Origin of the sequence: Gilliamella sp. Nev5-1 (assembly GCF_001690895.1) — a bacterium.
Classification (GTDB): domain Bacteria; phylum Pseudomonadota; class Gammaproteobacteria; order Enterobacterales; family Orbaceae; genus Gilliamella; species Gilliamella apicola_C.
Genome location: NZ_LZHO01000070.1, coordinates 18,473 through 37,107, shown reverse-complemented (window position 1 = coordinate 37,107; position 18,635 = coordinate 18,473). Strand labels below are relative to the sequence as shown.

Below are 18,635 nucleotides of genomic sequence, written 5' to 3'. Positions count from 1 at the left end.
CGTTTATAAGATGATTTGTTGTGTGATTAATCTGATTTTATCATAATAGTCAGATATGTCATTGGTGGTTAGTTCATCGCCATAATTGCTGATATGAAAGTAATCATGCTCAGCATGATGGCAATAAAATGAAAATAGTGTATATTCAAAAATCAGTAAAATGCCTTTTACTACCTCGTTATAATTATTCGTTTTTCCTAACTGTTGATAGGCTTTTGCTAAGGCTTGGCAATTATTTAATAGTTGATTAAATGTTGATTTATCAAAAAAACTTAGTTCATGCAATTGATACAAAAATGATTGTTCATCTTCTGCTTGAGCTTGATGGATTATGGCGTTTTCCAATTGAGTGATGTTTTGTATATGGCTCATTTTCTATTGGCTTTTCTATTTATTGTTTATCTACCTTCACTTATAGTTTACTTATAAATGATACTCTAAAGTTTAATCCCAAATTATGCAGTTTTAAATTATCAAATAATAGTAGCTAATCATATACTTTAATTAAATTTTTTTAGCCTTCATTATTGGGTAATGTCCATTTATATCAGTCAGCCTTTAGTGAAAGTTGTTAAGTTACTTAAATCATTTTCGTTGGTTAAGCTATTTAGTTGCTTTGGGTCAGCAAGCTAATATGTGATGTAATACATGACAATAATTCTATGAAAATTTTGTCGAAGATTGCCAGCTCAAAATCATCTAGATCGTTTTGGTATTTCATTACATTATCGATACCATAATTTGAATAAACGGTGCAAGTGGCATGTATTATACCCTCTGTGATTTGAATATTGATGATATCGTTATCAAATAGCTCAATGCCGTTAATTGATAATTTGAAGCGAAGATAAATTCGGTGTTTTAAGATATCAATATGTACATAGCTAGCCATATTATGTACTGTAAATTGATCAGCAATATTGGTTTGTAATAAAATGCCTAATTGATTAAGTTGAGTTGATAAATGTGATATCAATTCGATCACTTTTTTATTAGAAGACATCACCATGCTTAAATGCTATAACATAATTTATGTGCTAGTACTATTTGTGTTAAACAAGCATATTGTGTAAAAAACATAAGCCATTTATGTTTAATCAGCATATTGTAAAAAAGCGTCATTTTCAATATAGAAAATAAAAGAGTTAAATAAATCTTCTAATGTTGGATTACCTAATTCATTGTTAGCAACTTCAATAATATCTTCAATATCGGCTTTTTCTAGCGTTGGGATCCAGTCTTCTTCTATTGCTTTTTGGGAAAGACCTGAATCAAAATTATTTAACGCATCATCATCCAAAAACCGGCCTTGTGTATCAAGTGTCCAAGAGGAGTGATCAGCAGGAAGATAAAAAAAATGATTTGGCATATCCTTTATGTTAGAAAGCACATCACGTATAGCGATAAAATCCATAAATTCCTCTTAAATAACTTGCATGAGATCGTTGCATTTGTAATTAAGCGTTTGTAATAAATACGCATTAGTTTAATGCAACTTGAGGTAAGTGTCATTATGGCTAAATAAATAATTTATCCATTTAATCACCATCGGCAAGAATTATTTCATCTTCACTGGATGCTTGCTTAAATAGCAAAACGAGTTTTTGGATCTCGCTGTCATTATGCTGATGTAACAAATTGATTAATATTTTTTGATGGTCTGGGTAGATTCTTGTTTGGCCATAAGGATCAATCATAATGCCAGTTTTTTGTCTTAAATAAGTAAAAGCGTGATCAAGCAATTGGGCTTTTTTATCGTTTAAAACCAGAGATGATTTACTGCCATCTTGATCCGATAAATAGGAAAAATCTAACATATTTTATATTTCCTAGCGTAGATAATATGTTGATTAATAAAAATTACATAAATCAATAATATATTGAGGCACATTTTTACGATAACAAATGCTCTTTTTTAAACCCATAGAGCCTTGCTTTGCACATTTTAGCAGATCATCATCACGAATAATAAAAGTACTATCTTCAAGAAAAATATCAATGACAGCTTCGGCAAATGAATTTGGAATATAGTTTAGAGCAAGATTAAAAATACGGTTTTTAGCTTCATTATTTTCTAATAATGATTCAATGATAACCGATGCATTTTGCTGCCATTTGTTAGCCAACAAGATAAAATCTTGCTCATTGATTGTTTCTTGCAGAATGATGTTAACTACCATGTTATAGCCTTTAGCTTACAATGAACAAATAATATTGCACTTCATTAAAGTTATCTCCGAATTAGCGTATTTTTGAATTATTTGATTAATGGGTTTATATCATCGATAGTTTGCATTACTCTAGTTGTAATTAAAGGCTTAAGTGTTTTGTTCATCGTTTCAATTTTAGCTAAGTTTGAGCCATTTTTATCATCTAAATAACCTTGCTCTCTTAGTGATGCAACTAATGTGGAAAATACGCCTTTATCAAAGAATTCAGGCGCATTAATACCATGTAAAATGGATAATCTTTCAGCAATGAGTCGTGCCTCTTTTTCTAGTGTTGCACGGCTAATTGTTGGATCTTTTTGCAATAAAGAAAATGCAATAGCATAACGTTGCAATGTATCTTTAGATGATGAAGCAATTAATTGTAATTCCGACATTTTTAAGTAGTTTAGTGTTAATTTATCTGGCGAATAACAAATTAGGTTTAATTCGGCATAGATTTTAATAATTTTATCTACATATTCAGTGAGTTGTTCATCATTGTGATAAACAAATAGCTCTGATTTGATTAACGGAAAAAGTCGTTTTACTTGTTCTAAAACTTCATCCGATGAAATCCGGTTATGTTTGAGTAAAATTCTAGCCACAATAGCTGGAATAATCAGTAAATGCTGAATATTATTACGATAATAAGTCATTAAAACCGCTTGTTCGTTAGTTAAACCAACAATTTCGCCAGCTTCGTCTGTGGTAATAACAAATTTTCCCATTTCTTTGGCATGCTCAAACAATTCTTCTGGCGTTTGTTCTGGAATGGTTATCAACTCTGAATAAGGAATATTTTTTAATAATTTTAACAAATAATCAATCAGTTCAATTAATCTAACTTTCGTTAATGCACGTTGATCTGCCGCTAATAATATTGAACAGCATAAGTTCATTGCATTGATTGCAGCTGAAGAGTTGATGTGCTCCATAATTTGTTTGGCAAGTAAATTGGTTGTTGGTGTTAACCATTGAGGGCGTTGAGCACCAGTCGGCTCGATTGCATCTCGCCATTCTGGAACTTGTTGGTTCAAAAATTGATTTAACGGTATTGGTTGACCAAAATTCACATAGCCAAATCCCAATTTTTTTAATTTTAAAAATGCTTTTAGAGTACGCCACAAGCTTTCTTTTTCTTTCTTTGCTCCTCGTAGCTCATTGGCATAGGTAGCGACTTCTAACACATGCTCATAACCAATATAAACAGGAACAACGGTAATCGGTCTTGCATCACCACGTAATAATGTTTGAATTGTCATCATTAACATACCTGTTTTAGGATCGAGTAATCTACCTGTACGAGATCGCCCACCTTCAACAAAATATTCAACAGCATAACCACGGATAAAAAGTTCCGCTAAATATTCTCGAAAAACAGATGTATAAAGTTTGTTACCTCGGAATGAACGGCGAATAAAAAATGCGCCCAATCGCCTAAAAATAGGTCCTGCTGGCCAAAAGTTCAAATTAATGCCAGCAGCAATATGAGGAGGAACTAATCCTTGTCGATAAAGCACATAAGAGAGTAATAGGTAATCCATATGGCTGCGGTGGCAAGGAGCATAGACAATTTCATGCCCATTTTGGGCAAGCTCTCGAACAGGATCGGCATTAGTGACTTTAAGACCTTGATAAAGCCTATTCCACGCCCAAGTCAGCACAAAATCGGTTATTCGTAGCATACGATAAGAAAAATTAGCGGCAATTTCATTTAAAATAGCTAATGCGTTTTGCTTTGCTTTATCAAGGTCAATATTTTTACTTTTTGCTTCTTCTTGTATTGCTTCGCTAATTACTTGCTTTTTTAGTAAGTTATTTAGCATCGCTTGACGAACAGGAAGCTTAGGTCCGATTGATGCCATACGTTGTTTGGCGAAATGGATGCGTGCAACGCGTGCTAGTTTATGCGCTAAAATAGGAAGATCTTGCTGTTTATCAACATGAATATCTTTAAATGAAACTGTACGAGAAAATCGAGTATAACAATCTCTGCCTGACGTGATGATTTTTAAAAATTTGCTAGTTGCGCCAAGTACCTGTAATGATAGTTTTTTCTTCCCTTCGATATCAGGCTTGCGACCAAACATAACCGAAACAGGTAACATTTGGACATCAAGATCATGATTTTGTTGATGTGCTGAAATATAATCTCTTAAAATTTCAATTGCTTTATTTTTTTGTTGGTTGGATGCAAAAATACCAGGCCCTTTATCAATATAGATGTAAGCGGGAATGTTTTTACCATTGATATCTAAGCCTGCTAATGGATCAGGTAAATTATATCGCAAACAAAGCGATCGCAACACCATCAAATCAATTTGAGAGTTATAAGGTAAGACATATAAAATTGGTTTATCGGTATCAAGGTCTAGTTCTATTATTGGATCGGTAGGAACAGGTTTACTTTTCACAAAAAGTTTCACCAAGATTTGGATAAGAAAAAAATAAGCTTTAGCCCACCAAGAAAACATAAAAAATAAACCTCATACCTTTGTGTTATTGATATACTTAACTGACCTTAATTGTTTACCCATCAACCCACCACAAGCAAGTATTTTGCATGTAAACAGACATAGTACTCTTTTGGGGCATTGAGATAAGCAATGAATTAAGTATATACTGTTATCGTTTAATCGTTAGCAAATTTGCACAACCTTTAGACTATATGATTTAAAATCCACTAAAAGATAAGATGATAACGATATAGTAACATGATAGTCATATTATATCGGTTTAATGCTATCAACGCCACGAATGTAACAGGCTTTTATTTCCAATGCTGATTTTATAAGTAATTTTTTATCTTTGATTTTTTTCTCAAGTTACTGAGTATAGCCTATCTAATTTATAAAAAAGATGATTATTTTTGTAACACTCTTTTATTTTTTGTAAAAAAGATTATCTTATTAAGCATCCCAAACAATTCCCCATAAGTCTATTAAACACGATGAAATTATATAGTCTTTCTCGCACCAAAATTAGCATTGCATTTATATCAGCATGTATAACGACCCCTTATAATACAACCCGTTTTATCAAGGATTTGATTGCTGGAATTACGGTTGGTATTATTGCTATCCCCTTAGCAATGGCATTAGCAATTGCAAGTGGCGTGCCACCACAGCATGGGCTATATACCGCAATTATAGCAGGCTTTATTATTGCATTAACGGGTGGTTCTCGCTTTAGTGTTTCTGGCCCTACTGCCGCATTTGTCGTTATTTTGTACCCCGTATCATTACAATATGGATTATCAGGATTACTCATTGCAACACTACTATCTGGCATATTTCTTATATTAATGGGAATAATTCGCTTAGGTAGATTAATCGAATATATACCATTACCTGTTGTATTAGGCTTCACATCAGGTATTGCTATTACGATAGCAACTATGCAAATTAAAGATTTTTTTGGCTTGCAGCTCGAACATATGCCAGAAAGTTATATTAGTAAAGTGATTGAGCTAACTAAAGCACTACCTACCATCAATATAGCAGACACCTTAGTCGGAGCTGTAACACTAATAGTATTAATTATGTGGCCAAGGCTTAAATTAAGAATATCTGGCCACTTACCTGCACTCGTTGCCGGTATTATAGTCATGTTTATTTTTAATCAATTTGGCTATCAAATTGAAACAATTGGTTCACGTTTTACCTATACATTAGCCGATAATACCCTAGGGCATGGTATACCCTCTGTACTACCAGAATTTGCTTTACCTTGGCAACATACTGATTTTAAATGGGATTGGTTAACACTCAGCGCTTTATTACCGATTTCGCTTACCATGGCCATGTTGTGCGCTATAGAATCGTTATTGTGTGCAGTAGTATTAGATGAAATGACGCATACCAAACATCATTCAAATAGTGAACTCATTGGCCAAGGGTTAGGTAATATTATTGCGCCGTTTTTTGGTGGAATTTCAGCAACTGCTGCTATCGCACGGTCGGCAGCTAATGTCAAAGCGGGGGCAACTTCACCTATTGCTGCGGTGTTACATGCCTTGGTTGTTTTACTGGCGCTTATCTGTTTTGCGCCAGCATTATCATTTATTCCACTTTCGGCTATGTCTGCGCTATTACTTATCGTGGCATGGAATATGAGTGCGGTTCAACGCGTTATTTATATTATCAAATGTGCACCTAAAGACGATATTTTAATTATGTTGCTTTGTATGTCACTAACAGTACTATTTGATATGGTGATAGCTATTACATTGGGAATCGTGCTTGCATCAATTCTATTTATGCGCAGAATAGCCCGAATGACGCGTTTAGTTGAACTTAATCGCAGTAATGACAAAACCTTAGTACTTCGTATTAATGGACCGCTGTTTTTTGCTGCTGCTGAGCGTACCTTTTTAGAAATTTATCAAAAAATTAATGGATATCAACACATAATACTACAATGGGATGCGGTACCCATACTTGATGCTGGTGGGCTTAATGCTTTAATACATTTTATTGATGAGTTACCTGAAAATGTTGATTTATCAATCTGTGAGTTGCAATTTCAGCCATTAAAAACATTAGCTAGAGCTAAAATTGTTCCTATTTCTAACAAACTCATGTTCTATTCAACATTAGACGAAGCACTGAAAGATAAAGATTAATTTTAAATTTAGTTTTATTATATTGTCTAATTTATATGCACAGTAATTGTTTTATCAAAACAATTACTGTGCAATGAATTGTATCACAGCCTTTCTTTTCACTGATTAATCACTTGTGACAAAACCACCTGTCTTAAAAGTGATTTTAATTTCAAACCCAAATTTAACTTATAAAATAGGAAAGTAATATGATATCTAACCAAAATAATTTATACGGTCTTAAACAAAAATCAAACTGGTTTATTTTAGTGGGTGTTATTTTAATTATATTAGGAGGCTTCGCATTAGGTTATCAGTTCATTGCAACTGTTTTTTCGGTCTATGTTATTGGTTCATTAATTTTGATCGCGGGTATTATCCAAGCACTACATTCATTTCAGGTTAAAAGTTTCGGTCAATCTGCACTATGGGCTGTAATGGGGGTGCTATATATTTTTATTGGTTTAATGTCATTTTTCCAACCTGTTACCGTTTCGTCCGCTTTAACCTTAGTGGTTTCCTTTTTGTTAATTATGAGTGGTTTTACGCAAATATTTGCTGCTATGAATAACCGTGATTTACCTCGTTGGGGGTGGATACTCACATCCGGTATTATCACCCTCATTTTAGGATTTATGATTATCACTGGTTGGCCATACGACAGCCTTTACGTTTTAGGTATGTTTTTAGGTATTGATCTTATTTTTCAAGGTTGGGCATATGTCGCTATTGGTTTTGCTTTAAAGGCCATCAATAGTAAATAGGTTCGTTCACTGCTCACAATCAAGCTATTTGCCATTAGCGGTGACTACTGATTGTGAGCAGATCAATGTTTAATGTCGTTTAGGTTTTTAGTTTTTTAATTTTTGGTTAAAGCATTAATTTTTATTTAAAATAGTTAAATATTTAGAGCGTTACATACAAAAACAGTCTTTTATGACGACCTTTTCATATTTTAAGACGGCAATTTACTTTAGGTATTGACGCATTCCCATACAAAATAGCTACAACAATCATTTTCAGTAGGTATACAAATTACGGATATACAAATTGTATGCATACTACTTTTAAAAATCATTCAGAAAAACTATTGATTTTATTGGATTTTTTTACTTGGTTTAACTAGTCTACGCTGTTACAACCTAGTAATCCACTTATTTATAAGTAGATGATTTTTTAATTATATTTAGTTTTTTTTGCATATTTTAATGCCAGCAAAAGCGTTGCTATTGTAAAAAATAGCTAATTATTTATAGCTTTTGTTGGTTTTCGCTTTTACTTCTTGCATTGTTTGTAAAATTCGATGATAGTTGGCAAGCCTGGATGGTGCAATATTACCATCTTGCACGGCTTTTTGTAGCAAACAACCTGGCGTATCAAAGTGATTACAATCACGAAACTGACAACCGCCAAGATAGTTATCAAATTCTTTAAAGCCACTTATCACTTGTTCAGGCTCTAGATGCCATAAGCCAAATTCACGTATTCCTGGTGAATCAATAATATCGCCACCATTGGGTAAATGATAGAGCCTTGACGAGGTTGTTGTATGTTGCCCAAGACCAGATATTTCTGAAATACCACCAGTCATCGCCGATTGTGATTGATGAGGTAATAGCAAATTTATAATGCTTGATTTACCCACACCAGACTGACCAACTAAAATTGAAACTTTACCTTGCAAGATATCTTGTAATACTGCAATACCTTGTTGATGCTGGCATGAAACATACAACACTTGATAACCAATATGAGTATAAATCGCCAATTTTTTTTCAACCTCAGCACGTCGCTGATCATTGATTAAATCAATTTTGTTTAAAACAATAATGGGTTGTATATCAGTACTTTCACAAGCGACTAAATAGCGATCGATAATATTAAGTGATAATTCTGGCAAAACAGCGGAAATAATCACGATTTGATCAACATTAGCCGCAACAGATTTTACCCCATCATAAAAATCTGGTCGAACAAGTTCAGAATGCCTAGGGTGAACGGCTTCAATAATACCGTTGGTCTTTGGCTCTAAACTTTCACGCCACACCACTTTATCACCAGTCACTAACGAAGGTAACGTACGTCGAATACTACACCGATAAATAAGCCCACCACTATCTTCAACATCAGCCGTTTTACCAAAACGGCTTACCACCACACCATCACGAGGTGATGAAAAACTTGCTAGGTTTTCATCTTGCCTTATGGCTAATCGTTGTTGATGTTTTGCCGCCACACGTCTTTTTTGATTATTGGAAAGTCGATTTTTTGCCATAGTACTCATTTTTTGCTAAAACAGATTGTCAATTATGCTACACTACTGCGTATCAAAAAGAAAATTTCTATCAAAAATTATGAACAACCAACCACAAATTAACAGTAGTCATCTTATTTGGATCGATCTTGAAATGACAGGACTTAATCCAATAACCGATCGTATTATTGAAATTGCAACTATTGTGACTGATTCTAACTTAACTATTCTTGCTGAAGGACCTGTAATTGCGGTTCATCAATCTGATGAGCAATTAGCATTAATGGATGAGTGGAACCAAAACACCCACGGTAAATCAGGATTAATTGAACGTGTTCGAAAAAGCACAATCACTGAACAACAAGCCGAACAGCAGACTATCGAATTTTTAAAACAGTGGGTACCTGAAAACTGCTCACCTATTTGCGGTAATACCATTGGTCAAGATCGCCGTTTTTTATTCAACTACATGCCTAATTTAGAAAGCTATTTTCATTATCGCTATTTAGATGTCAGTACCATCAAAGAACTAGCCAAACGTTGGAAGCCTGAAATATTAAAAGGAATTAGCAAACAGAGTTCACACCAAGCGCTTGATGATATTCGTGATTCAATTGCCGAGCTGGCTTATTATCGTCAGCACTTTTTTGATCTATCAAGATAATTGATTGATATGCAAATTTTATATACCGTTTTATTATATTTGATTCAGCCCTTAGTGTGGCTAAGGTTACTTTGGCGCAGTCGTAAAGCTCCGGCTTATCGAAAGCGGTGGCGTGAGCGCTATGGTTTTTGTAAAAAAAAAGTGAAAGCTAATAGTATGTTAGTGCATGCCGTATCAGTCGGTGAAACGATTGCTGCGATTCCACTCATTAAAGCGCTACAACAGCAATACCCTAATTTACCTATTACTGTTACTACCATGACGCCAACAGGATCTGAGCGAGTTAAAGCATTGCTCGGCGATAGTGTCAATCATGTATATTTACCTTATGATTTACCTTGCGCGATAAATCGTTTTTTAAAAACGACCCAGCCTAAGTTAGTTATCATTATGGAAACTGAGCTTTGGCCTAATTTTATTTGCCAGTGCCATAAACGAAATATTCCATTGGTGATTGCCAATGCTAGATTATCGCAACGCTCTGCTAACAGATATCACAAACTAGGATCGGCTATTGGTAAATTATTGTCAAAAATCAGTATAGTGGCAGCTCAAAATAAACAAGATGGCGAACGGTTTGTCGCATTGGGGTTGCCAAACGATCATTTAGCGATAACAGGTAGTATCAAATTTGACATTAATTTAACGGATCAACAGCGGCAAACAACCACAAAGCTAAAGCAACAATGGCAATTAAACCAACCAGTCTTTATCGCTGCAAGCACACATCATGGTGAAGATGAAATCATCCTAGCTGCCTTTGAACTTTTGTTAACCAAACATCCTGATTTACTATTAATTATTGTTCCTCGCCATCCAGAGCGTTTTAAAGCAGTTGAAAAATTAATTAATGATCACGGGTTAACTTATATAAACCGTAGTAGTAAGCAAGTTCCTACTAAACAAACGCAAGTCATTTTAGGCGACACAATGGGCGAGTTAGCCACGCTTTATGGTCTTGCCGATATCGCTTTCGTTGGCGGTAGTTTAGTGAAACATGGTGGGCATAACCCATTAGAACCAGCTCTCCACCATATTCCTATCATTAGTGGCGAACATTTTTTCAATTTTAAAGTTATTTGTGAACAGCTTATTGCAGCTAAAGGGATGATCATTTGCGATAGCTCCCCAGCTTCCCTTTATTCAGCAATTAATGATCTTTTAGAAAATAACACCAATAGTAAACAGATTGGCGAAAATGCTTATCAAGTATTAAAACAAAATCAAGGCGCACTAGGTAGGCTTCTTGATGTTATCAACCCTTATCTTTGTGTCAAATAAGGCTCGCTTATGGACAAAAAACAAGGATTATTGCTAGTTAATCTAGGCACACCAAATGTGGCAACACCAGATGCAATAAAGCAGTATCTAACCGAGTTTTTGCTTGATCGGCATGTAGTTGATTTGCCAAAACTGCTTTGGTATCCAATTTTAAAGTACCGCGTAATACCTAAACGAGTGCCTTATATTATTCATCATTACCAAAAAATCTGGATAAATAACGCCTCGCCTTTATTGCATTATAGCCGATTATTATGTGATAAATTACAACACCATTTACCTAATATTCAATGTGAATTAGCCATGACTTATGGCGATCCCAATTTGCAATCTGCGTTAAATAACCTGCGATCATGCACAAAAATTACAGTATTACCTCTCTTTCCACAATATTCAACAACCACTACACTCGCAGTACTTGATAAAATCAAGCAAATTATAACTTCGCTCAATATCATTGATCATATTGACTATATTCGAGATTATGCCGATCATCGAAGCTATATCAATGCACTTTATTTACAAATTAAGCAGGCTTTTCACCACCAAGGAGAACCTGACGTGCTTGTGCTTTCTTATCATGGTATTCCTGAGCGTTATATCCATAACCGCAATGATGATTATATACAACGTTGCGAAATGACCACGCAGTTATTAGTCAAAAAATGTCGAGAAAATGGCATAAATATCCCCATTCAAATGGCTTATCAATCCAAATTTGGCAAAGGTAAATGGGTTACACCAAGCACCAGTAGCACACTACAAACATTAGCTCAAAGAGGCGTTAAAAATGTGCAAGTCATCTGCCCAGGATTTTCGGTAGACTGTATTGAGACCATTTACGAAATTGACGAAGAAAATCGAGAAGTTTTTTTAAATTCAGGTGGCAAAAACTTTTATTATATTCCTGCATTAAATGACACTCATCTACAGATTAATTTAATTATAGATTTAATAAATTATATTCAACCAGTTAAACTTAAAAACTGATATTCAAAAACATAGTAACTTGAAAAGTTTTTACAACATAATACGATTAATAAAATAAAAAAGCAGATATTTTTCAAATAATTCAAATTTTAAACTAACAAATATTAAAACCAAGCAGTTATCTATCATCCGTATAATTGATAACGTATGATAAGCTAGTATTGAATAATTCTGTTTCTGAGCACTAAGGAGAAAATTAAGTGAAAATAATCATCATTGGCGCTCAAGCCGCAGGCGCAAGTGCTGCGGCAAAAGCCAAAAGAACAAACCCTGAGGCCACCATCCGTATTTATGAAAAATCGGATATTGTATCGTTTGGTGCTTGTGGATTACCTTATTTCATTGGTAACCACTTTACTGATGCCAATGAAATGATATCCAGAACACCAGCACAATTCCAAAAAGATGGCATTGAAATCAAGACGCAACATGAAGTTATTGCACTTAATGTTAATCAAAAAAAATTAACCATTAAAGATCTCAATACAGGCAATTGCTTTGATGATAACTACGATAAACTACTACTTGCGGTTGGTGCTAGCCCCATTATTCCGCCTTTTAAAAATAATCAACTAAAAAATATCTTCACCTTACGCGATCTACATGATGGGCTAGCAATCAAACAAGCGTTAACCAATCCAAATACCCAAAATGTTATTGTTGTTGGTGCTGGGTATATTGGGCTTGAAATAGCCGAATCACTCGTTGCCCTACAAAAAAAAGTTAAACTTATTCAGCTAGATGATAGAATTCTTGTTGATGCTTTTGATGAGCAAATTACCGAACTGATAGAAGAAAACATCAAACAACATTGTGACCTACACTTACAAGAACGCGTGTTAGGCTTTGAAGGGGCTCATACAGTCACTCATGTGGTTACCGATAAATCGCAATACCCAGCAGATGTTGTTATCATTGCAACAGGTGTAAAACCCAATAGTGCTATCTATAAAAACATGGGGATCAACACACTTGAAAACGGCGCAGTCATAACCAATCGCTTTGGGCAAACCAATATTACTGACATCTACGCCGCTGGAGATTGTACCGCACTTCACCATAGAATTAGCCAATCAATGGTGTATATTCCGCTTGCTACAGGCGCAAACAAGCTTGGTAAAATCGCAGGCGAAAATTTAGGCGGAGGACATAATGAATACCCCGGTACTATTGGCACATCAGCCCTAAAGGTTTTTGATGTTGAGGCAGGGCGAGCTGGTTTAACCGAAAGCGAAGCAAAAAAAGCCAAAATACCTTATAAAACTGTAATGGTTAAAGATAAAAACCATAGCAACTATGTTGCTGGACAAACAAGTGTAACAGCAAAACTAATTTACCATGCCGATACTCGCGAGATTTTAGGAGGGCAAATAGTTGGTGGGAGTGGTGCGGTATTAAGAGTAAATACGTTAGCAACTGCAATATGGGCAAATTTAAAAATTGATGACTTTGCCATGATGGATTTTCTGTATGCGCCACCCTTTTCCAGACCTTGGGATATTTTAAATATTGCTGGCTCTATAGCCAAATAAGCAGCATTAATGTATTTATAGTTATACATCAAATCATGTGATAAAACATAGATTGTTAACTAGATAATTGAATTATCAAAAGAGAGGCTAATTATGCCAGGTGCTATTTTTCAGGGAGCTTTTTTTGAAAAGTTCTTAGTAATTACCCATTATCAAACGCTCATTAGTATTGGACTATTACTTATTTGTTTTTTTGCGGTGATGAAACCGCTACAAGATAAAAAAGTTAATTTTTCAATTCGCATGTTAGTTGGTCTAATACTTGGTGCAGTGCTTGGTTTAGGGATCCAAGCTGTAGCAGGGTTTCCAGATATATCAACAATCTGGATGCAAGAAACTGCAACATGGTATGGGTTTTTTGGTCGTACTTTTATTGCCTTTATCCGAATGTTAGTGATACCACTCATTTTTGTATCGATTGTTAAAGTGATTCTTGACTTTTCGGGCAAAAAAAATCTACCGCAAATTGCATTTAGAGGGATTTTTTGGTTACTGTTTACAACGGCCATTGCCTGTATAGTAGGTATTTTGTTAGCGAATCTATTTGCCTTAGGTACAATGAGCTCAAACTCTGTACATCAAGCTCACGCAAAACAATACACCAATATTATTGATACCTTTATCAATCTAATACCTAGCAATATTATTGCATCAATGGTAAACGAAAACATTGTGGGCTTAGTTGTTTTTTCTGCCTTAATGGGGCTTGCCGCCAATAGAATGGAAAAGAAAAACCCACAACCCATTGCGTTATTTAAAACATTTATCGAAGCACTTTACAAAATCGTCATGTCAATTGCGATGACTGTTATTAAATACATGCCTTACGCGGTCATTGCTTTACTGGCTCGCACCATTATTTCTAATGGAATACCAGCAATTATTCAGGTTTCAAACTTTGTTGTTGCGGTCTATATTGCAACAGCGATTATGCTAATTATGCATATTACTATTGTCTTGATCCATGGTATTTCGCCAACGATGTTTATTAAAAAAGCGTTAGGAACATGGCTATTAGCCTTTACTAGTCGCTCATCAGTCGGCACATTACCTATGACTATCTCAACGTTAACCGTTCGAATGGGGGTAAATACTGGCACTGCCAATTTAGTCGGCTCGCTTGGTAGCACCATGGGAATGAATGGGTGTGCAGGCTTCTTCCCTGCTTTACTTGCCGTGATGGTAGCGCACATGGTTGGTATTGAGACTAATATCCAGTTTTATATTATGCTTGTCATTGTGGTGGTTATTGGTTCAATCGGCATCGCTGGCATTCCCGGTACAGCAACGGTTGCCGCAACTGTAGTCTTATCTGGCATGGGTATGGCTGAATACTTCCCTTTAATTGGTATGGTGTTAGCTATCGATCCAATTATCGATATGGCACGAACTTTAGCCAATGTATCTGGTGCAATGACAGCGGCTGTCGTAACTGATCGAGAAGTAGGGCTTATGAATATGACCGTGTATAACGATCCTAATGTCACTTTTGAAAATGAGCCATCAGAAAGCTAATACAAAAAGTAAACTATATAACCGAAAGGGCGCAAACAGTACCCTTTTCGGTTTCGAGTCTATCCTAAGAAAATTAAATGGTTTTTAACCACGCTTTAACATTGCTACCTAAACTTTTGTGTCGCATTGCGTATTGCACAAATGTTTGTATGTAGCCCAGTTTATTACCACAGTCATGGCTACGGCCTTTAATGCAATAAGCATCAACATTGTCTTCTTCAAGTAACATGGCAATGGCATCAGTTAACTGAATTTCACCACCAGCACCTAATGGTGTTTTAGCAAGTAAAGGCCAGATTTTTTCAGATAGAACATAACGCCCGACCACAGATTGGTTTGATGGTGCATCGTCAATAGAGGGTTTTTCAACAACACTATACATTTGTGCAACATTGCCTGCAGATAACACTTCACCACGACAATCAACAATACCATAAGAAGAGACTAATTCTTTGGGTACTGGCTCAACCATGATTTGGCTATGTTTGGTTTCATGATAATTATTAATCATTGCGGCTAAATTATCACTGGTTAAATCACTTTCATACTCATCAATGATCACATCAGGTAAAACGACAGCAAATGGTTCATCACCCACCAAAGGATAAGCACATAACACTGCATGACCCAGCCCTTTAGCCAAACCTTGGCGAACACTGGTTATTGTGACATGTTTAGGTAAAATACCTTGTACTTCTTGCAATAACTGACGTTTAACACGTGCCTCTAACATGGCTTCCAATTCAAAACTAGTATCGAAATGGTTTTCAATTGAGTTTTTTGATGAGTGGGTTACAAAAATAATCTCAGTTATGCCAGCTGCAATACACTCTTTAACCACATATTGAATCAGTGGCTTATCAACAACTGGAAGCATCTCTTTGGGAATTGCTTTTGTTGCAGGTAACATGCGTGTACCCAAACCTGCAACAGGGATAACGGCTTTTTTGACTTTTTTATTGGTTGAACTGTCTAAATTTAATGTCATTTTATTTCCTTAATACAATTAACTAACAGTGGAGCTATAGGTATCGTCACTACGGCGATCATTAACAAATGTATTTTTGACTCGCACTGACTTTAACATATAAGCAATCCAAATACAGGTATAAATGATTGCTATAACAATATCTTTTATAAGAGAAAACTCGAATTTAAACTCAAATGGTAACACGATAAAAAAATACCAACATCTTTGAATTAGCTTAAAAACAATAAAACTGCTACTAAATATAATAAAAAAGTTAGGAAATTTATAACTTTTAGTAAAATATAAAAATATAATATAAGCGTTTAAAAGCAAAAATAAACAATTTAGACCGATGTCACCTAAAATAAACAGCCCCAGATGAACTGTTTGCATTTCCGTGTAGGGATCCAATAATTGTGTCCACACGTCGATAAAATTAATCACATTTAGTCTAGAAAAAATAACATATCCAATAAAAATAAAATAAAAAAATAATTCAATACCAACTAAAATTAGCCAACCGCCTAATCCTTTAAGTTCTTTTCCCTTGATCATTTTTGCGCCTTTTTAATGATTGATAAATCATTAGATTCAATGAGTGAAGAATTATCCCTATCTTTGGCTAAAGAATCAATAGCGATATAAACGATTTGGCAATTCTGCAATACAGCTTGTCTTACTACGAATTTGGCTTTACGGTCACGCGCTTCTTTTTGAGCTTTACTGATATAAAGGTCATCGTATCCATCATCATATAAAGAAGCCCTTTCGAACAAATTTGGAGTTCGCCAAAATGTTTCTTTGGGATAATCTCGTACCAAAATTTGATCAGTTAATTTACCTTTTATTCCAGCATAATAACTTGGTAAATGTTTGCTTTCTCGGCTTTGGGCAATATAAACACGTTGATAATTTTGTGTATTTGAGGGGAGTTTATTTAATAAAAATTCAAGACCTGATAGGTTTGAATACTGGCAATTTTCCAGCGTTAAAGGTGCAGTTCGATAGTTTAACGAACCGCACCCAATAAGTAAAAACAATGTAACTATAAACAAATTACGTAACATTTTTACTCTAAAAATAGTTAAAAAGCGAAAATATTGCTAGACATATATAACCTTAGTTACATTTTATCACTTACTTTTTCGGCGGTATGTGAAATGGCCTTTCCGCCAGATTCAACATCTTGACCAACACCTTTAACGGTGTTACATCCAACAACTAAAGTCGTCATTACTATACCTAATATTAACATTAACACTTTATGGAACATAAAATATACTCCTTTTAGTAACATGTTTATTTTAATGTAGCAAATGCTTCTGCCACACGATCGATATTATGGTGATTTAAACCCGCTACACACATCCTTCCGCTGCCCACCAAATAAACAGCAAAATTATCTTTCAATTGTGTAACTTGCTCTTTATTAAAACCGGTATAACTGAACATGCCTCGCTGTTTAACCAAATAATCAAAATTACGATCAGGTACAGCTTTTTTTAATAATTCAACCAGAGTTGATCGCATGGTTACAATGCGATTTCTCATTGATTCTACTTCTTTAAACCATTGCGCTTTAAGCTCTGGATGATTTAATACATAACTAACTAACTGCGCACCATAAGCTGATGGACTTGAATAATTTTGGCGAACAGTAGCTTGTAACTGCCCTAATACGCGACCAGCGGCTTGACTGTTATCACATAAAACAGATAATCCGCCGACACGTTCGCCATAGAGTGAAAATGTTTTCGAAAATGAGTTACTAACAAATCCACACAAGCCTGTCTCTGCCATTTTTCGGATCGCATAAGCATCATCATCAATACTTTCGCCAAAACCTTGATAAGCAATATCCATAAATGGAATAAGATCACTGGCCTTTAACACCTCAATCACTTTATCCCACTGCGTATGTGTTAAATCAGCACCGGTTGGGTTATGGCAGCAAGGATGAAGTAACACAATGCTTTTAGCTGGTAGTTGATTTAATGTTTCAAGCATTGCTTCAAATTTTACGCCACAAGTTTGCTCATCAAAATAGGGATATTTGTTTACCTTAAACCCTGCACCGCTAAAAATAGCGATATGATTTTCCCATGTTGGATCGCTGACCCATACTTGTGAATTTGGAAAATAACGATATAAAAAATCTGCCCCCACCTTAAGTGCACCAGATCCACCTAATGTTTGTATCGTTGCAATACGTTTGTTTTGATAAGCCACATGGTCGTCACCAAATAATAATGATTGAATTGCTTGGCAATAAGCGGGTAAACCACTCATCGGCAAATACAGCTGTGCACCTTGATTGAGATGATAAATATCATCACGAGCAGTTTTTATACATTGCAATTGGGGAACGATGCTGTTTTCATCATAATAATAACCAATACTTAAATTCGTTTTATTATCTCGGCTATCATTCATAAACTCAACGACTAACGATAAAATAGGATCCCCTGCATATGGCTCTACTTTTTCAAACATATTTACAATCCAAATTGACACAAAAAATAGTAATAAATTATTGTAGATTATTGCACCAACTAAATCAGCAATCAATCACTAAATAACAGGTTAACAACAAATAATTAAATTGATTTTTGGTTA

Annotated in this window: 19 protein-coding genes; 7 read left to right on the top strand and 12 right to left on the bottom strand. The window is 35.0% G+C overall.

Translation table 11 applies throughout. The features are described from left to right. Positions 1 to 3: 3 nt before the first annotated feature. The 6 genes from A9G41_RS09165 to plsB form a co-directional block, all read right to left on the bottom strand. On the bottom strand, positions 4 to 372 hold the full coding sequence (locus tag A9G41_RS09165) for an Imm41 family immunity protein (protein WP_065567373.1): 369 nt from the start codon (positions 370 to 372) through the stop codon (positions 4 to 6). Between the two features lie 235 nt (positions 373 to 607). Further along, positions 608 to 1,009, bottom strand: a complete 402-nt coding sequence (locus tag A9G41_RS09160; protein WP_065567372.1) for a hypothetical protein — start codon at positions 1,007 to 1,009, stop codon at positions 608 to 610. Positions 1,010 to 1,093: 84 nt separating this feature from the next. Continuing rightward, entirely contained in the window at positions 1,094 to 1,414 is a 321-nt protein-coding gene (locus A9G41_RS09155) for a DUF7716 domain-containing protein (RefSeq protein WP_065567371.1), read from the bottom strand. Positions 1,415 to 1,538: 124 nt separating this feature from the next. Beyond that, positions 1,539 to 1,817 carry a hypothetical protein gene (locus A9G41_RS09150; protein ID WP_065567370.1) on the bottom strand — a complete coding sequence of 93 codons (279 nt, stop codon included), beginning with the start codon at positions 1,815 to 1,817 and terminating at the stop codon, positions 1,539 to 1,541. A 33-nt stretch (positions 1,818 to 1,850) separates the two neighbouring features. Further along, positions 1,851 to 2,180: a hypothetical protein gene (locus A9G41_RS09145; RefSeq protein ID WP_065567369.1), complete on the bottom strand. Its 330-nt coding sequence runs from the start codon at positions 2,178 to 2,180 to the stop codon at positions 1,851 to 1,853. Positions 2,181 to 2,257: 77 nt separating this feature from the next. Then, positions 2,258 to 4,684 (bottom strand): glycerol-3-phosphate 1-O-acyltransferase PlsB, encoded by a 2,427-nt coding sequence (gene plsB, locus A9G41_RS09140; protein WP_065583034.1) that lies wholly within the window; start codon positions 4,682 to 4,684, stop codon positions 2,258 to 2,260. Between the two features lie 476 nt (positions 4,685 to 5,160). Between plsB and dauA the strand changes: the two genes are divergently transcribed. Both dauA and A9G41_RS09130 read left to right on the top strand, forming a co-directional pair. Next, positions 5,161 to 6,834 (top strand): C4-dicarboxylic acid transporter DauA, encoded by a 1,674-nt coding sequence (gene dauA / locus A9G41_RS09135; RefSeq protein ID WP_065583033.1) that lies wholly within the window; start codon positions 5,161 to 5,163, stop codon positions 6,832 to 6,834. A gap of 188 nt (positions 6,835 to 7,022) precedes the next feature. Beyond that, positions 7,023 to 7,577, top strand: coding sequence for an HdeD family acid-resistance protein (locus A9G41_RS09130; RefSeq protein ID WP_065583032.1), 555 nt, complete (start codon positions 7,023 to 7,025; stop codon positions 7,575 to 7,577). Between the two features lie 482 nt (positions 7,578 to 8,059). On the opposite strand, the gene rsgA is transcribed toward A9G41_RS09130, so the two are convergent. Then, a complete protein-coding gene (gene rsgA / locus A9G41_RS09125; protein ID WP_065583031.1) occupies positions 8,060 to 9,088 on the bottom strand; it encodes a small ribosomal subunit biogenesis GTPase RsgA in 1,029 nt (342 codons plus the stop codon). A 79-nt stretch (positions 9,089 to 9,167) separates the two neighbouring features. Here rsgA and orn point away from each other — a divergent pair, with 79 nt between their 5' ends. From orn to A9G41_RS09100, 5 genes are all read left to right on the top strand, one after another. Continuing rightward, complete coding sequence (gene orn / locus A9G41_RS09120) at positions 9,168 to 9,731, top strand: oligoribonuclease (protein WP_065567364.1); 564 nt, start codon at positions 9,168 to 9,170, stop codon at positions 9,729 to 9,731. A 9-nt stretch (positions 9,732 to 9,740) separates the two neighbouring features. Next, positions 9,741 to 11,012 carry a lipid IV(A) 3-deoxy-D-manno-octulosonic acid transferase gene (waaA, locus tag A9G41_RS09115; protein ID WP_065583030.1) on the top strand — a complete coding sequence of 424 codons (1,272 nt, stop codon included), beginning with the start codon at positions 9,741 to 9,743 and terminating at the stop codon, positions 11,010 to 11,012. A 9-nt stretch (positions 11,013 to 11,021) separates the two neighbouring features. Then, entirely contained in the window at positions 11,022 to 12,002 is a 981-nt protein-coding gene (gene hemH / locus A9G41_RS09110) for a ferrochelatase (RefSeq protein WP_075539577.1), read from the top strand. A gap of 200 nt (positions 12,003 to 12,202) precedes the next feature. After that, the gene (locus tag A9G41_RS09105; protein WP_065583028.1) at positions 12,203 to 13,534 is read left to right on the top strand and encodes a CoA-disulfide reductase; all 1,332 of its coding nucleotides are present in this window, start codon (positions 12,203 to 12,205) and stop codon (positions 13,532 to 13,534) included. A gap of 93 nt (positions 13,535 to 13,627) precedes the next feature. Continuing rightward, a complete protein-coding gene (locus tag A9G41_RS09100) occupies positions 13,628 to 15,049 on the top strand; it encodes a cation:dicarboxylate symporter family transporter (RefSeq protein ID WP_065583027.1) in 1,422 nt (473 codons plus the stop codon). A 73-nt stretch (positions 15,050 to 15,122) separates the two neighbouring features. On the opposite strand, the gene galU is transcribed toward A9G41_RS09100, so the two are convergent. The 5 genes from galU to A9G41_RS09080 are packed head-to-tail and all read right to left on the bottom strand — an operon-like array spanning position 15,123 to position 18,512. Next, a complete protein-coding gene (gene galU / locus A9G41_RS09095) occupies positions 15,123 to 16,037 on the bottom strand; it encodes a UTP--glucose-1-phosphate uridylyltransferase GalU (protein ID WP_065583026.1) in 915 nt (304 codons plus the stop codon). A gap of 18 nt (positions 16,038 to 16,055) precedes the next feature. Further along, the gene (locus A9G41_RS09090) at positions 16,056 to 16,574 is read right to left on the bottom strand and encodes a DUF2569 domain-containing protein (protein WP_065583025.1); all 519 of its coding nucleotides are present in this window, start codon (positions 16,572 to 16,574) and stop codon (positions 16,056 to 16,058) included. Beyond that, positions 16,571 to 17,086 carry a hypothetical protein gene (locus A9G41_RS09085; protein ID WP_065583024.1) on the bottom strand — a complete coding sequence of 172 codons (516 nt, stop codon included), beginning with the start codon at positions 17,084 to 17,086 and terminating at the stop codon, positions 16,571 to 16,573. Before A9G41_RS09085 ends, A9G41_RS09090 begins: the two co-directional genes overlap by 4 nt. A 56-nt stretch (positions 17,087 to 17,142) precedes the next feature. Continuing rightward, positions 17,143 to 17,274, bottom strand: a complete 132-nt coding sequence (locus tag A9G41_RS13615; RefSeq protein ID WP_202115353.1) for an entericidin A/B family lipoprotein — start codon at positions 17,272 to 17,274, stop codon at positions 17,143 to 17,145. A gap of 44 nt (positions 17,275 to 17,318) precedes the next feature. Further along, on the bottom strand, positions 17,319 to 18,512 hold the full coding sequence (locus A9G41_RS09080) for an amino acid aminotransferase (protein ID WP_065583023.1): 1,194 nt from the start codon (positions 18,510 to 18,512) through the stop codon (positions 17,319 to 17,321). Positions 18,513 to 18,635 lie beyond the last annotated feature (123 nt).

What these genes read in the sequence shown, in the direction of transcription:
- A9G41_RS09165 (WP_065567373.1), bottom strand. Translation starts at nt 372, where the DNA reads ATGAGCCATATACAAAACATCACTCAATTGGAAAACGCCATAATCCAT.
- A9G41_RS09160 (WP_065567372.1), bottom strand. Translation starts at nt 1,009, where the DNA reads ATGGTGATGTCTTCTAATAAAAAAGTGATCGAATTGATATCACATTTA.
- A9G41_RS09155 (WP_065567371.1), bottom strand. Translation starts at nt 1,414, where the DNA reads ATGGATTTTATCGCTATACGTGATGTGCTTTCTAACATAAAGGATATG.
- A9G41_RS09150 (WP_065567370.1), bottom strand. Translation starts at nt 1,817, where the DNA reads ATGTTAGATTTTTCCTATTTATCGGATCAAGATGGCAGTAAATCATCT.
- A9G41_RS09145 (WP_065567369.1), bottom strand. Translation starts at nt 2,180, where the DNA reads ATGGTAGTTAACATCATTCTGCAAGAAACAATCAATGAGCAAGATTTT.
- plsB (WP_065583034.1), bottom strand. Translation starts at nt 4,684, where the DNA reads ATGTTTTCTTGGTGGGCTAAAGCTTATTTTTTTCTTATCCAAATCTTG.
- dauA (WP_065583033.1), top strand. Translation starts at nt 5,161, where the DNA reads ATGAAATTATATAGTCTTTCTCGCACCAAAATTAGCATTGCATTTATA.
- A9G41_RS09130 (WP_065583032.1), top strand. Translation starts at nt 7,023, where the DNA reads ATGATATCTAACCAAAATAATTTATACGGTCTTAAACAAAAATCAAAC.
- rsgA (WP_065583031.1), bottom strand. Translation starts at nt 9,088, where the DNA reads ATGGCAAAAAATCGACTTTCCAATAATCAAAAAAGACGTGTGGCGGCA.
- orn (WP_065567364.1), top strand. Translation starts at nt 9,168, where the DNA reads ATGAACAACCAACCACAAATTAACAGTAGTCATCTTATTTGGATCGAT.
- waaA (WP_065583030.1), top strand. Translation starts at nt 9,741, where the DNA reads ATGCAAATTTTATATACCGTTTTATTATATTTGATTCAGCCCTTAGTG.
- hemH (WP_075539577.1), top strand. Translation starts at nt 11,022, where the DNA reads ATGGACAAAAAACAAGGATTATTGCTAGTTAATCTAGGCACACCAAAT.
- A9G41_RS09100 (WP_065583027.1), top strand. Translation starts at nt 13,628, where the DNA reads ATGCCAGGTGCTATTTTTCAGGGAGCTTTTTTTGAAAAGTTCTTAGTA.
- galU (WP_065583026.1), bottom strand. Translation starts at nt 16,037, where the DNA reads ATGACATTAAATTTAGACAGTTCAACCAATAAAAAAGTCAAAAAAGCC.
- A9G41_RS09090 (WP_065583025.1), bottom strand. Translation starts at nt 16,574, where the DNA reads ATGATCAAGGGAAAAGAACTTAAAGGATTAGGCGGTTGGCTAATTTTA.
- A9G41_RS09085 (WP_065583024.1), bottom strand. Translation starts at nt 17,086, where the DNA reads ATGTTACGTAATTTGTTTATAGTTACATTGTTTTTACTTATTGGGTGC.
- A9G41_RS13615 (WP_202115353.1), bottom strand. Translation starts at nt 17,274, where the DNA reads ATGTTAATATTAGGTATAGTAATGACGACTTTAGTTGTTGGATGTAAC.
- A9G41_RS09080 (WP_065583023.1), bottom strand. Translation starts at nt 18,512, where the DNA reads ATGTTTGAAAAAGTAGAGCCATATGCAGGGGATCCTATTTTATCGTTA.